Source organism: Bradyrhizobium sp. 27S5 (assembly GCF_037217225.1).
GTDB lineage: Bacteria > Pseudomonadota > Alphaproteobacteria > Rhizobiales > Xanthobacteraceae > Bradyrhizobium > Bradyrhizobium septentrionale.
In genome coordinates this window covers 3981727-3995390 of record NZ_CP147714.1, presented here as the reverse complement: position 1 = coordinate 3995390, position 13664 = coordinate 3981727, and the positions used below count along the sequence as shown (strand labels likewise).

The window sequence follows — 13664 nt, the reverse complement described above, 5'->3', positions numbered from 1 at the left end:
TCCGGGAACAGGGATGACGGAGCAGCGTGAAACTTCGGCAGTTGCGGCAATTTGGTGGCGTTTCCGGCGTCAACGCGGCGCGCTGCTCGCCTTGCGCGCGCCCTTCTTCCACATCCGGAAGCCGCCCTCGAATGCATTGGCGTTGTCGCCGAACCTCACCTTGGGCAGCGGGTTGTCGACCTTGTCGGCATTGCCGCCGCCGAGCACGATGTAGTCGGGCTCCAGCGCCGCCGACAGGCGCGCGATGACGTCGTCGACGCTCTTGCGCCATTTCTTGCGGCCGCGACGCTCGAGGCCTGCGGCGCCGACATAGTCCTCGAACGTCTCGCCCTTGCGGTACGGCAGATGACCCAGCTCCATCGGCTCGAACACGCCTTCGACGATCATCGCGGAGCCGAGCCCGGTGCCGAGACCGAGAAACAGCATCCGCCCGCCCTCGTAGCTGCCGATCGCCTGCATCAGCGCGTCGTTGACGACCTTGGTCGGATGTCCGAACGCTGCGTGAAAATCGAAGCCGGCCCAGCCGCGGCCGAGATTGTGCGGCTCGGCGAGCGGACGGTTGTGAACCACCGGCCCGGGATAGCCGACCGAGATCACATCATAGGACCAGTCCTTGGTCAGCGCCTTGACTTGCCGCACCATCTCCATCGCAGACAAATTTGGACCCGACTCGAATTCACGCCTGATGCGCTCCCTGTCGGTCATCACCTTGACATGCGTGCCGCCGATGTCGATCGCCAGCACCGTGCGCCGCGACACCGGCTTTCTCGCTCTCTTGGTTGCTTTCTTGACTGCTTTCCTGGCCATCAGTCCGCTCTCCTGCGCGCCAAGTGGAGCAGAGAAACGCATCGCGCGCCACAGCCGCGTTCCGCATCTGACTCCAGTTTGTTCGCGGGGAACGAATCGGAATCGAAAAAATCAGCGCAGCTCAGGCGTTAACAAGATGTATCCACGAGTCGCGTCCGGGCAAGCGACGTTGTGCCAGTGTGGGATTATTGCGCTCGGCGCGGAGTATCGCCGAGCAGTTCAGGCGCGTTGCGCGCGGTTGTCTCTCAGAGAAAGCGACAGGCCGCATCACGGTCGCGTTCCCCGTTCGACTCCATTTCGTTCGCGAGGAACGAATCGGAATCGAAAAATCGGCGCGAAGCGATTCTTAACAACACGTTCGCACGATTTGATGCTGATGCACTTTGTAGGTCGGATTAACGCAAGCGTAATCCGCCGCCTCTCCGCGGATGACTGCGGCGAGTTACGGCTAAAGCATGATCCGGAAAAGTGCGAAGCGGTCTTTCGAAAAGATCATGCTCAAACAAAGGGCTAAAGCGCGATGATGAATACAACCTGAGACTCATCGCGCTTTGGTGTCATCGGCCGCGCTTTGCGCTAACCCGTTTGCCAGCCCGCCCCGCGCGTCGGGCGAGCCGCCAGCCTTCGAGGTGAAGCCAAAGCGCTTCGGCGACAGGTCCGTGCGAATGTTGGCGATGGCGGATTGCCGCTAGGTTCTCCTCGCGGCCCGGAAGATTCGGTCCGGCGATGCTGATCAGGCGGCCGTCCTCGAGCTCATCCTCGATGAGCCACGCGGGCAGATGGCCCCAGGCGAGACCGTGAAGGATCAGCTCCTTCTTCATCGCCTGATCCGGCACCGTGCATTGATGGGCACCGCCGATCAGGAAGAAGTTTTCCGACGACAGTCGCCGCGCCGTATCGCGAATGACGCACTGCGTGAAGGGACGCATCCGCTCCGGCGTGATCTCACTGGTCCGCGCAAATGGCAGAAACCCGGGAGCGACAAACGGCACCATTGCCGTGGTTGAGAGCTTGACCTGTTCGAAGCGCGGGTCTGACGGGTCCGCGCGATGAAACACGAGGTCGGCATCACCTTCGATCAAGCGCTCGAGAGGTCCCCCGACAGCCTCATATTCCAGGTGCAGGTGCGTCTTGGGATACCGGGCAAAGAACCGCGAGAGCATTTGCAGAACGGGCGGCCGAGGGCACTGGTCGCCCATGATCACACGCAGGACAACCTCTTCTCCGCTGACGAGCTGGTCAGCATAGGTCTGCAGCAGATCGAGTTCGCGCAGCGTCATCTGCGCACGCTCGTGAAACGTCCGACCGGCGTCCGTCAGCCCAACGCGGTATCCGCTGCGATCGAACAGCGTGAGGCCCAGCTGCTGCTCGAGGCGGGCGACCGCCGCGAACACCGATGGGTGCGATCGGTTCAGGGCGGCTCCGGCGGCCTGAAAGCTGCCTTTCGTCGCGACAGCGTCAAAGCAGCGCAAATCGTGGAGCTTGATGCGATCCATTGTCCATAAACCCTACAGGGATTGATCAATCTTAGTAATTTTCTCTCGCAAGGGCGAGTCCTAGCCTGGCTCGACGCGAAGCCGTCGGCTTCCACCAGCAGAAGGGATTACTGAGATGAGCGGCGATCAGCACTTCACGACGGGGGACGGCTGCCGGATTGCGTACCGGATCGATGGTCCTGACAACCGGCCGGTGCTCGTGCTCTCGAACTCGATCGCCACCAACCTGCACATGTGGGATCGTTCGGTGCCGGCGCTGAGCCGATCCTTTCGCCTTCTCCGCTACGACACCCGCGGTCACGGCGGTTCGGACGCGCCCGCGGGCGCCTATTCGCTGGACCGCCTTGGCCGAGATGTCGTCGAACTGCTCGACGTCCTCAAGATCGAGCGGGCGCATTTCCTCGGTTTGTCCTTGGGCGGATTCATCGGGCAGTGGCTCGGCATCTTCGCGCCCGAACGCATCCACCACCTCATCCTCTCGAACACCTCGTCGCATCTCGCGTCGGAACTGTCGTTCGACGAGCAGATCCGCACGGTGTTGGCTGCTCCGGATATGAATGGAATCGCAGACGGCTTCATGCGCAACTGGTTTCCCGCGACGATGCTGGCCGAGCCGATCGAGGTCGTCGACGAATTCCGTAACATGGTGCTGACCACCCCGCCGCGCGGTCTTGCCGGATGTTACGCGGCCCTGCGCGATGTCGATCTACGCCGGGCAATCTCACTGATTGCGGCGCCGACCCTGGTCATCGGCGGCGAGAGCGACACCGTCACACGGGCCAGTCACAGCGAAGAGATCGCCGCGACGATCGTCAATGCAAAGCTCGTTCTGTTGCCCGGCGTCCACATCCTCAATGTCGAGCAGGAAGATCGATTCAACAGCGAGGTCACGAGCTTCTTGCGGTTCGCGTCCTGACTGCGTTCCCCATCCGATTCCATTTTGTTCGCAAAGAACGAATCGGAATCGAAAAAATCAGCGCGACGCATTCCTTAACAACACGTTTGCAACCTCGATGCAGATGCACTTTGTAGGACGGATTAGCCCACCGGGTCCGAGCGAAGCGCGGCCCGATGACAGGCTCCGGCGTAATCCGCCATCTGTCTACGAAGCGACCGCGGCGGGTTACGCTTCGCTAACCCGCCCTACGCGCCGCTCGGCAATCCCGTATTCAAGCTCCGGCCGCAGCGCGCGCATCTTCGCGGCCAGCCGGCGGCTTGCCGTCTCCTCCGCATCCGCGAGGCGATTGACCAGCGCGACATAGTCCGCATCGCTCTTGTGCTGATTGAGCTTCGACTGGCCCTCGATCTCGTCGACGACGAGATTGATCACCCGGATCGCCGACAGCATCTGTTCGCGCTTGGTAGGCTCCATCTGCGCGAGGTCCCAGGGCTGCTTCGGCAGCCGCGCCTCGGAGGCCGCGAGCAGCGCATCGCCATGGCCGCGGTTCTCGTCGAGCCCGCGCAGATGCGCGACGCCTGACAAATGCACCGATTCATAGAGCCAGGTCGAGACGTTGTCGCGCGAGACGTACCAGTCGTTCGAGATATAGGCGTCGTCGCCGGAGACGATCAGCAGGAAGCGCCTGACACCGTCGGCAAGCTCGACCAGCGGGTTCTTCGCGGTGAGATGGATCTGCACGATCACGCGATCGTCGCGCCGCTCGATCACGAACGGCACGTGCGAGGCCCGCGGGCCGCGCGCATCGGCAGCGACGATGGCGCCGAAGCCGCGCGCCGCCGCAAAGGCCAGCGCGAGGTCTTGCTCGATGCGAAACTGGGGACGCAGGATGTGCATGGCGGCGGCGCTCGCGGCTGGAGGGAGACGACCCAGCAAGGCTAGCGCAAGTTTCGCCTGATATCACCGCCATGCATCATCAGGCTCAGCAGATCATCGCGTTGTCGCCGACATCGCAGACGCCGCCGGGCAGGTCGCGGGGCTGCGCCTCGGACTCGCCGAAGCGCGGAGCCGCCATGTGCGGAGGTCCGCCGCTCCAGTGGCTGGCGGCAGCGGCGCCGGCATGACCCTTCGCGAACGCGTATGGCCCGGCCGCCGGCGCCTCGTGCGCGATTGCCGATGTCGTCAGCATGGCGAGAGCGGCCAATCCCGCCGCGATGTGTTTGATCCTGATCATGAGTTGCTCCTGTTGTATCAGGCACGCCGGGGCATTGCTCGCCCGCCTGCCGATCGGTTCGCGCTCACGCCATGATCGACCGCCGTCTGGTTCCGACGCCATGGGGCAAGCGTTTGGATACAGGACGGTCGAACCGCGCATCCTCTTCCACTGCAATTCGACACAATCGGTTGATCGGACCGTGACCGGCGAGGTCCCCGGCACAGGGGTCGCAAATCAAATCCGGTTGCGCCGCCTGCGACAAATCAACCCGACGGGCAACTCGGCAAAACCTGTCAATATCGGCATAAGAACATATTCCGCTTGGCGTTTCACCCAACTCAAATGTTCAATTGCCCCGTCTCACCCGATCGAGGGGCGCTTCGCGATCGTCACGGGTGTTGCGGTGAGATGCGGTGGACGCCGAGCGCGCAGTCGACGAATGCGTGTGAAGCGAACGGTGAAGTCGTGTGGTCCTGACGCCCTAGCGGCCGGCGTCCCCAAGCAAAGCGCGACAGCGTTTTGCGAAGGCGGTGACAAACAAGCCAAGTCTCGCCGGGGAGAGCACGAAGTAAGCCGTAAAACCATCGCGCAGGGAAAGCCGGAGTCTCCGGTTACACCTGTGGTTCTACCTCCCGTGCTTTTTGTTGCACGGGACCCATGGGTGCGATCGGCACCCCGCTTTCCCTGCGCCCTCTGATTTGAGGAGGGTGAAACGAAATGCAAGGCTCGGACAAATCATGTCGCGAGAATGCAGATGTGTGGCTCACAAGTGGCGCAACAAATTCAGTGTCGTCCCGGCGAAGGCCGGGACCCACAACCACAAATGCCGATTGTTGCGTGACGCTGGGGCAACAGCCTGTTTCCAACAACACAACCCTGTGGTTATGGGTCCCGGCCTTCGCCGGGACGACGGTGGAGTGTGCGGAGAAAGTCGCGCGACGAACACGAAGCTGCATTCTCATCCACATCTGTCATCGCCCGGCTCGTCCGGGCGATCCAGTACGCCGCGGCCTCTCGGCTCAAGCACCAGAGCCTCTGGAATACTGGATCACCCGCATCCGCGGGTGATGACACCGAACGAGCTGTTTGACATTCGAATCCGAACCTACCCCGTCATCCCCGCGCAAAGGCGCGATCCGCCGTTGAACTCGCTGATATCGGCGGGTTACGCTGTCACCAGTCTCACGCCCTCCCGCTGGAAGGACCCCCATGAACGGCAATCGATACTATGGCGTCCGCGTCGAGGGTGCGAAATATGGCGTCGGGTTCGGCTCGGCGCTGGCGATTGCGATCTCCTACACCAACAACCATTCGATCCTGTGGGCGATCATCCACGGCATCCTGGGCTGGCTCTACGTGATCTATGCCGCGCTGTTCGGGTGATGCCGAGGACATGACCGTCATCTCGATCCAGTCGCAGGTCGCGTGGGGCCACGTCGGCAACAGCGCCGCCATTTTTCCGATCCAGCTGCATGGCATCGATGTCGTCGCCGTGCCGACCACGCTGCTCAGCAACCGGCCGGGCTATCCGACCATCCGCGGCCGGGTGCTCGACGTGCAGCTGGTCGCCGACCTCTTGCGCGGCATCGAGGAGCGCGGCGCGGTGGAAAGCGCGCGGATGATCCTGTCGGGCTATCTCGGCTCGGCCGATATCGCCATCGACGTCGCCGATTTCGTCACCCGCGCCAAGTCCGCGAACCCGGGCCTGCTCTATTGCTGCGATCCCGTGCTCGGCGATCGCGACCGCGGCATGTTCGTCCGACCGGATATTCCGCCGCTGGTGCGCGACCAGCTCTGTCCGCTCGCCGACATCATCACGCCCAACCATTTCGAGTTCGAATTCCTCTGCGGCGCGCGCGTCACCACGACCGATGAAATTGTCGCGCAGGCCCGCGAGCTGATGGCGCGGGGACCCGCGACCATCGTCGTCACCAGTGCCGAGCTTGCCGGCACCCCTGATAGTGAGATCGAGACGCTGGCAATCGAGCGCACGGGGGCCTGGCGCGTGCGCACCCCGCGGGTGCCGATCAGCCCGTCCGGCACTGGCGACCTGTTCGCCGCCCTGTTCGTCGCCGCCCGCGTGCGCGGCCTCGCGACACCGGACGCGCTCAGCCATGCCGCGTCAGGCATCCACGGCGTGCTGCAGCGTACCGCGCAGAGGGGAACCGAGGAAATGCGCATTGTCGAAAGCGCCGACGTGATGCTTGATCCGAAGCCACGCTTCGCAGCGATCGCCATTTCCGCTGCCTGACATCCGGGACACGTCTGATGATCGACATCACCACCCTCCTCACCTACGCCGCCGTCGTGCTCGGCCTGTTCCTGATCCCGGGGCCGGCCGTGCTGCTGGTGCTCGCGCGCTCGGTGACCGGCGGACCGCGCGTCGGCGTCGCGACCGGGTTCGGCATCGCGCTCGGCGACCTCGTCCACACCGCGATGGCGACGTTCGGCCTGTCGGCCGTGCTGATGACCTCGGCGCTGGCGTTCTCGATCGTCAAATATGCCGGCGTGATCTACCTCATCGTGCTCGGCGTCCGCGCTCTGTTCGAGAAGAATGACGACCTGCATTTGCCGGCGTCGCAGCCGGTCGATCCGCGGCGCGCGTTCAGGCAGGCGATCTGGGCGGAAATGCTCAACCCGAAGACCGCGCTGTTCTTCCTCGCCTTCCTGCCGCAGTTCGTCCACCCCGGCCACGGCTCGGCGGTGGCGCAGTTCGCGACGCTTGGCCTGATCTTCGTCGCAATGAGCGCGGCCTATACCTCGCTGCTCGCGCTCGCCGCCGGCCAGATCAGCCCGTGGATCAGGCGGCATCGCCGCATCGGGCAATGGCAGGGCCGCGTGGTCGGCACCATCTACATCGCGCTCGGCGTCCGCCTCGCCTTCCAGGAGCGCTGATGGTCCCGCTCAAGCCGCAAGCCAGCTACGACGACTTCGCCCGCCTCGATATCCGGATCGGCAGGGTCGTCGAGGTGCAGCCGTTTCCGCGCGCCCGCAATCCCTCCTACAAGGTCGGCGTCGACGTCGGCGCCGAACGGATCATGTGGTCGAGCGCGCAGATCACCAATTACGAGCCGGCGGCGCTGCTCGGCTCGCTGGTGGTGTGCGTCTGCAATCTCGGTTCGAAGAACATCGCTGGTTTCACCTCGGAACTGCTGATTCTCGGGGCGAAGGACGCAGATGGCAGGGTGATCGTGCTCGGCCCGCGCGGCGAGGTGGCGGTCGGTGAGCCGATCTTTTAACCTTAACCGCCAATCACGGCCGCGTGATTCAAATCGTCAGGAATCCCCGTAGTTTACCGATGGGGGATGACCCGGATTCTCCGTGCCCACGCGCACTGCTATTTTTGTGCGTGAGAATCGCTTCGGCATGGGAATTGGAAGATGTCTGCAGTTTTCTTTCACTGCTCCGACGACAAGCACGTGATCCTGGATCGCATCGGCACCGCGATGGATCTGACGGACGTGCGCGTGTATGCCGAGCAGCTGGCCCGCAGCTACATGATGACACCGAGCGCGGAAGACTGGCGCAACTGGGCAGTCCACGTCACCGACGATATCGGCACCGAGATCTTCGACCTGCCCTTCACTGCCGTGCTCGGCGAGCTGCACTGAGGGCATGTCATGAAATCGATGGAACTTGCCCTGCAGCCCCTGCGCCGCCGCCTCGCCCGCCTCGTTGCGGATTGCCTGGCGCTGATCGAGAGCGTCTGCCACCCCTATCGCCCCGAGCTGTATTACATGCGCGGGCCCGGTCCGAAATGCCGCGCCAGGCAAGCCACGCTGCGCGACTAGTTCCAGGGCGTTCGCGACGAGAACGGCGTCCGCGACGAGAAAAGGCCGGCGGGCGTTACGCCACCGGCCTTCTCCTGCAGCTGCCGGTTCCCGGAGCCCGGTTCCGCCGCAATTCCACTTGCCATTCCACTTGGGCCCAAGCTTGCGACGACAGCTTTAATCAAATCTTAACGGCATGGCGGTGAGCTGGCTCACAGGACTCCTTCGCCGTGCGACGCGTGCTTGATCGTTCATCGTGCTGGATGTGCTGCACACCGTTTTTGCGCGATCGCCCGACGATTGTGCGCCACGCATCTTAGGGAATGCACGACTCAGTGTTACCCTGTGATGCAAACCGAAACGGAGACTTCGGAATGCCGTACTACACCTTCGATCTCGTGGTGGGGGACGAGTTCCGCAATCAAGGAACCATCATCCTCGAAGACATCAGCCTCGCCTCTGATCGCGCCGACCAGCTCGCCTGCGAGCTGTCGCAGGTCAAGCCGGAGCTGAAGGCACGCGGCTGTGCCGTGCGCGTCACCGACATCGACCGGCGTGAGCTCTACCGCACGCCGCTCGATCCGGTGCCGCGGTGGCGCCGGATCGGCTAGCGCCGGCACGCTTGAGGCCTTAAGGACCGCACCGGTCAGCGCGCGGTCCTGATCATGCTGCGCCCGGCGACCGGGTCGACCAGGCTCGGCAGGAAGCTGAAATTGGCCGACGTCTTGTTGTCGACCAGTGTCGCGAAGTTGTGACAGCTGACGCAGGAGCCAGGACCCGGCAGGCTCGGATCGCTGCCATTGTAGTTCTGGATGTAGGTCTCCAGCGTGGTGTTGGAGAGCATGCCCGGCACCGCATTGGCCGGCACGGGATTCGGCGGCGTCGGCGGTTCGAGCTGCCCGCCCCATTGTGTGCCGATCAGCATGTAATTCTGGAACACGCTCTTCAGCGAGCCCAGCGCCATCCGCCACTGCTCGTTCAACACCGTCGTCGTCGGATAGATCTGCCAGCAGCGCACCGCCTGCGGTATCGCCGTTGCCTGGCTGGTCGCGCCGTGCGCATAGGGCCGCGTCGGATTCCACGGGAATTGCGTCTTGGTGCCGAGCAGCCCCTGCGGCGCGATATTGGTGCCGAGCCCCGACTGCGCCGGGTCGTAGAAGGAATAATGCGCACCGGGCGCTGTTGCCGCCGGGCCGCAACTCGGCTTGTTGATCCAGTAGGTCGGCGACGTGGCGCTGCCGCAGCCGTTCGACACGTTGCACGGCGCCTGCGCCAGCGGCGCGTTGTCGACATGCTCGAAGGTCGCCCAGATCCATTGCGGCAGCAGCGCCTTGTTCTGCTCGACGAACGGATTGCGCTGCAGGATATGCATGCCGACCAGCCCCACCTTCTCGCTGCGGCAGAATGGCTTGCCGTTGCGGACGAGATCGCCGGAGACGGCGAGCAGGATGTTCTGCGTGTAATATTTCGACGCGTCGTCCTTCGCCGGATCGAGGATGCGCCAGGCCGCCTTGATCTCGATCGAGCCGTTCTTGCCGTCGGGCATCGACGCCGACGCGGTGAAATCGGCGCCCTTCGGATTGGCCTTGATGAAATTGCGCTGCCCGTCGCGCGTCGTCAGCGTCTGCGCCGACAGTCCCTGCGGCGCGCGCAGATACGACGCCTCGATCGCATTGACGCGCCGCTCGAACAGCGTCCAGTTGCCGTTGACATCGATCAGCGGCAGATTGGTCGAGGCCTGCAGGAACTCCTCGTTGTTCGGCGCCGGCTTACCGTTGCCGTAGGAGCCGATATAGAAGATCGGCAGGGCAAGCGCCTGGGGGCAGCCGGCCCTCACCTTCGAATTGCCGAACAGCGCGCTGACCTTGGGATAGGCCTGCCAGACCCGCGGTCCCAGCGCCGTCAGCCCCTGTGCGGCCGGTTGCTCCGCGCCGCTTGCCGCCCAGTTGAGCGCCACGAACATCTGCCAGGCCATGTTGTCGAACGGCGTCTGCACATCCTCGGATGCACTCCGGGGCGGATCACCATAGAGGCCGTTGTAACCGACGGTCAGTCCGAGCCGCGAATCCGGGCCGATATAGGCCGGCAGCTTCGAGCACAGCGCGCCGGTGTTGCCGGTGACGCAGAACTGCGCCTGCGGCTGATAGGAGGACTGGGTCTGCGCAACCGGCCGCAATGGCGACGCCACGATTGCCATTGCGACCAGCAGCGGCAGCACGATTCCGACAAGCCATGTCTTCATGGGAGGCCCCCGAACATGTCCGGCCAACGGCGCTCAAGTACGCACGACGAAAGCGCCGCCGAACCGCCTTCACCGGCAGTCAGCAATTGAGTTGAAACTATCAATCGCACTACCTGAGATTTATAGCATCGTTCGGGCCGCACCACAACCGTGACGTTTGTTCACTATCTAAGATTGTATGTATCGGCGAACGGCAGCGCGCGGCGGACATCTCCCCGTTCAAGACCGGCCGGTGCGAGGCCCGGTCACTTCTTCAGATTCAATCGGCCGATGAAGTCGCGCTTGCCAAGCGGCGCGCCCTTGTGACGGAGGATGTCGTAGGCGGTGGTCGAATGGAAGAAGAAATTCGGCAGCGAGAACGACATCAGGAATCCTTCAACCGTGAACAGCATCGACCGCTCTCCGACCTTGAAGGTGATGTCGCGCCCGAGCAGCGCGTTGACCGCATCCGGCGTCAGGTCAGACAATTCGCTGTGCGCGTCCTTCACCAGCGCCTGCAGCCCGGCGTAATCCAGATCTGGCTTGCCGGACGGCGGGGCGAACACGCCGTTCTTCGCGGCCTGCATCGCGCCGCGGGAATGATGCGCGAGCGAGACCACCTGAAAGCGGAACGGCAACATATCCGGAAACAACCGGGTCTCGACGATCTCGGCCGGATCGATGCCTGTCTCCTTGAAATGCGCCAGGCTCTTGTCGAGAAAGCCCGAGGCGGCGCCGAGGACCTGCAGGTAATTGGCAACGGTCGCGTCGTAGAGTGAGAAGGTCATGGCGAATTCCCCAAATCAAATTTGTCTGCGGCTTGCCTGAACAGAGTTCCCGGAATTTCCGGCGAAGGCAAGCGGCGCTGCGGAGTTCGCAAACCGAATGGTGCGGCGCGCGGCGCCGGATCATTCGATCAGCCATCGCCGTTTCTGGCAGTCAGCTCTGATGCGGTCCGCGCATCATCTTCATGGCGTCCTCGACGTGGCGCCAGTCCCGGGCTTGTTCGGTCTCGCCCTTGCTCTCGCAGTCGACGGCATTCTGCGCCGCCTGGGCGATCGCTTGCGGGCCGTACGTCTGCAACATCTGCCAGGCGATAGTGTGGATTTGCGTCTCGGCTATCATGACGCGCTCCTCCGCTGCCGAATGGCGCGGGGACAGGCGTGACCGCGTGCCCCGCGCGCTGACATTAAAACCGCCGAACGCGCTGTCTGGTTCCAGGATCACCTCCGAACTCGACGGATTCGGCGGTTCCCACGCGCCGCGCCGGCGGTTACAGAGAGATCACTCCGACCTACACGAGTTGCCGCTAACATGGCGCAGAACATCTATGACGATCCCGGCTTCTTCGCCGGCTACAGCCAGTTGCCGCGGCAGGTCCGCGGACTGCTCGGCGCGCCCGAATGGCCCGCGATCCGCGCCATGCTGCCCGATATCGCCGGCAAGCGCGTGGTCGATCTCGGCTGCGGCTTCGGCTGGGTGTCGCGCTGGATGCGCGAGCAAGGTGCATCCGACGTGCTCGGCGTCGACCTGTCGCAGAACATGATCGCCCGCACCACCGCGATGACGCAGGATCCGGCCATCAGTTACGAGATCGCCGACCTCGAAACGCTCGAGCTGCCGAAGGCCACGTACGATCTCGCCTACAGCGCCCTCACCTTCCACTACATCAGGGATTTCGATCGCCTGGCGCGCATGCTGTATCGCACGCTCGTTCCGGAGGGGCACTTGGTCTTCACCATCGAGCATCCGATCTACATGGCGCCCGCCCATCCGGGCTGGGGGCAGGACCAAGACGGCCGCAAGACCTGGCCGGTCAACCGCTACTTCATCGAAGGCGAACGCCGGACCGACTGGTACGTGAAGGGCGTGCTGAAATATCACCGTACCATCGGCACCACGCTCAACGCGCTGATCGGCGCCGGCTTCACGCTACGCCATATCGAGGAATTTTCTCCGACGCGCGAGCAGATCAAGGCCCTGCCCGAACTGGCCGACGAGTTCGAACGCCCGATGATGATTCTGGTGTCAGCGCAGCGCTAACCTCACGCCGCCAGCAGCTTGTCGAACTCCTCGGGCGGGTATGATTTTCCGTCCTTGTCGGTGATCACGACCTGCCATCCCTCGCTGGCCCAGACCTTGGCCTTGGCGACGATGATAAAGGTGCTCTCCCGCTCGATCCTGACCGTTTCGTTCTCGCGTTCTGCGATCATCTTGTAGGCCAACGCTTGTCCCTCGCCGACGCATTCTGCTCGGTGGTGTGTTGGCAGCGGCGTTGGGCCGCAATTCGTTGGGAGCGTGACAATTTGGTGAAAGCGATGGCGCAGGAAATGACAGCGCGCAACGTGCGGTCGCGCCTACGCCAACTTTCCCATCATGGTCGGCATATCCGGCATGTGCCAGGACTTTGCGGAGATGGCTCGGATCCGCCCATCGGCTCATGCAGCGAGCAGACCTCAAGGAAAAACCCCGCCTTGGAGGGACAACGCCAAGGCGGGGAAGGTTCATTGGGTAGAAATCCACGCGCCTGGAAATGGAGAGCGCGGGGAAGTAGCGGCAACAATTCTATTTGCTGCGCTCGTTCGGACAACAGGATTAAAGCGCGCGAAATGCCGGGACTTTTTCCCGATCGAGCTGGCAAAAATCCCGAACCTGGCTTCTGCCACGCCGTTCACTGCACGACGTCGAGCCTGACATTGGCGACGCCCTTGCCGACCATGCCGAGCGACTGTGCGGCGGAATAGGAGACGTCGACGATGCGCCCGGGAACGTAGGGTCCGCGATCGTTGACGCGCACGGTGACGGAACGGCCGCTCTTGACGTCGGTGACGCGCAGCCTGGTGCCGAACGGCAGCGTGGGATGCGCGGCCGTCAGTTCGCGCCCGTCGAACTTCTCGCCGCTCGCGGTTGGCTGCGCCTCGCTGTAGAAGCTCGCGACGCCGTGCGACGCAATCTTGGTGTCGCCGGTCTTGCGCGAGGCGTAAGGCGTATGCCTGCGCGCAGCTGCAACACGTGTGCGTGGCGCAGAGGATGCTGCCCGTGTCGCCTCGATCGAGGCTGGCCGGCTCGCGAGCGCCTGTGAGCGCTGGCTGACAACGGAGGACTGCGCGCAAGCCGCGAGCGAGGCGGCGCCGATCATCACGGCGAACAGCCGGAGCGGCTTTCGCGCATAAGCAAACCGGATCGCGGGCGCGGCATCCTGCGCACGGCGTTTGACGTCGACGTACCAAATGACTGCATCGTCGCGTGACATGTT

General features: G+C 63.5%; 18 protein-coding genes. 9 read left to right on the top strand and 9 right to left on the bottom strand.

Annotation, left to right across the window (positions count from 1 at the left end):
- Window positions 1–69: 69 nt before the first annotated feature.
- Together WDM24_RS18470 and WDM24_RS18465 are read right to left on the bottom strand one after the other, a co-directional pair.
- Window positions 70–807, bottom strand: coding sequence for an ROK family protein (locus WDM24_RS18470; protein ID WP_338832020.1), 738 nt, complete (start codon window positions 805–807; stop codon window positions 70–72).
- Between the two features lie 557 nt (window positions 808–1364).
- On the bottom strand, window positions 1365–2303 hold the full coding sequence (locus WDM24_RS18465; RefSeq protein WP_338832019.1) for a LysR family transcriptional regulator: 939 nt from the start codon (window positions 2301–2303) through the stop codon (window positions 1365–1367).
- A 115-nt stretch (window positions 2304–2418) separates the two neighbouring features.
- Here WDM24_RS18465 and WDM24_RS18460 point away from each other — a divergent pair, with 115 nt between their 5' ends.
- Window positions 2419–3219, top strand: a complete 801-nt coding sequence (locus WDM24_RS18460; protein WP_338832018.1) for an alpha/beta fold hydrolase — start codon at window positions 2419–2421, stop codon at window positions 3217–3219.
- 207 nt (window positions 3220–3426) lie between these two features.
- On the opposite strand, the gene WDM24_RS18455 is transcribed toward WDM24_RS18460, so the two are convergent.
- Window positions 3427–4098: an FMN-binding negative transcriptional regulator gene (locus tag WDM24_RS18455; protein ID WP_166294833.1), complete on the bottom strand. Its 672-nt coding sequence runs from the start codon at window positions 4096–4098 to the stop codon at window positions 3427–3429.
- A gap of 85 nt (window positions 4099–4183) precedes the next feature.
- Complete coding sequence (locus WDM24_RS18450; protein ID WP_166294831.1) at window positions 4184–4435, bottom strand: hypothetical protein; 252 nt, start codon at window positions 4433–4435, stop codon at window positions 4184–4186.
- A gap of 1191 nt (window positions 4436–5626) precedes the next feature.
- Here WDM24_RS18450 and WDM24_RS18445 point away from each other — a divergent pair.
- The 7 genes from WDM24_RS18445 to WDM24_RS18415 all read left to right on the top strand — a co-directional run bounded on the left by WDM24_RS18445 (window position 5627) and on the right by WDM24_RS18415 (window position 8798).
- The gene (locus WDM24_RS18445; RefSeq protein ID WP_166204622.1) at window positions 5627–5800 is read left to right on the top strand and encodes a hypothetical protein; all 174 of its coding nucleotides are present in this window, start codon (window positions 5627–5629) and stop codon (window positions 5798–5800) included.
- 10 nt (window positions 5801–5810) lie between these two features.
- Window positions 5811–6668 (top strand): pyridoxal kinase PdxY, encoded by an 858-nt coding sequence (gene pdxY, locus WDM24_RS18440; RefSeq protein ID WP_338832017.1) that lies wholly within the window; start codon window positions 5811–5813, stop codon window positions 6666–6668.
- Window positions 6669–6685: 17 nt separating this feature from the next.
- The gene (locus WDM24_RS18435) at window positions 6686–7312 is read left to right on the top strand and encodes a LysE family translocator (protein ID WP_338832016.1); all 627 of its coding nucleotides are present in this window, start codon (window positions 6686–6688) and stop codon (window positions 7310–7312) included.
- Entirely contained in the window at window positions 7312–7656 is a 345-nt protein-coding gene (locus tag WDM24_RS18430) for a tRNA-binding protein (protein ID WP_338832015.1), read from the top strand. The genes WDM24_RS18435 and WDM24_RS18430 overlap by 1 nt, the downstream gene beginning before the upstream one ends.
- A 141-nt stretch (window positions 7657–7797) precedes the next feature.
- Window positions 7798–8028: a DUF6894 family protein gene (locus WDM24_RS18425; RefSeq protein WP_166204618.1), complete on the top strand. Its 231-nt coding sequence runs from the start codon at window positions 7798–7800 to the stop codon at window positions 8026–8028.
- A gap of 9 nt (window positions 8029–8037) precedes the next feature.
- Window positions 8038–8208, top strand: coding sequence for a hypothetical protein (locus WDM24_RS18420; protein ID WP_166293426.1), 171 nt, complete (start codon window positions 8038–8040; stop codon window positions 8206–8208).
- A 353-nt stretch (window positions 8209–8561) separates the two neighbouring features.
- Window positions 8562–8798 carry a hypothetical protein gene (locus WDM24_RS18415; protein WP_029082208.1) on the top strand — a complete coding sequence of 79 codons (237 nt, stop codon included), beginning with the start codon at window positions 8562–8564 and terminating at the stop codon, window positions 8796–8798.
- Between the two features lie 35 nt (window positions 8799–8833).
- Here WDM24_RS18415 and WDM24_RS18410 read toward each other — a convergent pair whose 3' ends face one another.
- The 3 genes from WDM24_RS18410 to WDM24_RS18400 form a co-directional block, all read right to left on the bottom strand.
- Window positions 8834–10429, bottom strand: coding sequence for a hypothetical protein (locus WDM24_RS18410; RefSeq protein WP_338832014.1), 1596 nt, complete (start codon window positions 10427–10429; stop codon window positions 8834–8836).
- Between the two features lie 245 nt (window positions 10430–10674).
- On the bottom strand, window positions 10675–11196 hold the full coding sequence (locus WDM24_RS18405) for a DUF1993 domain-containing protein (protein WP_338832013.1): 522 nt from the start codon (window positions 11194–11196) through the stop codon (window positions 10675–10677).
- Window positions 11197–11347: 151 nt separating this feature from the next.
- Complete coding sequence (locus WDM24_RS18400; RefSeq protein ID WP_156928692.1) at window positions 11348–11533, bottom strand: hypothetical protein; 186 nt, start codon at window positions 11531–11533, stop codon at window positions 11348–11350.
- Between the two features lie 189 nt (window positions 11534–11722).
- Between WDM24_RS18400 and WDM24_RS18395 the strand changes: the two genes are divergently transcribed.
- Complete coding sequence (locus WDM24_RS18395) at window positions 11723–12451, top strand: class I SAM-dependent methyltransferase (protein ID WP_338832012.1); 729 nt, start codon at window positions 11723–11725, stop codon at window positions 12449–12451.
- Window positions 12452–12453: 2 nt separating this feature from the next.
- On the opposite strand, the gene WDM24_RS18390 is transcribed toward WDM24_RS18395, so the two are convergent.
- Window positions 12454–12633 carry a hypothetical protein gene (locus tag WDM24_RS18390; protein WP_029082211.1) on the bottom strand — a complete coding sequence of 60 codons (180 nt, stop codon included), beginning with the start codon at window positions 12631–12633 and terminating at the stop codon, window positions 12454–12456.
- Window positions 12634–13079: 446 nt separating this feature from the next.
- A complete protein-coding gene (locus WDM24_RS18385; protein ID WP_338832011.1) occupies window positions 13080–13661 on the bottom strand; it encodes a septal ring lytic transglycosylase RlpA family protein in 582 nt (193 codons plus the stop codon).
- Window positions 13662–13664 lie beyond the last annotated feature (3 nt).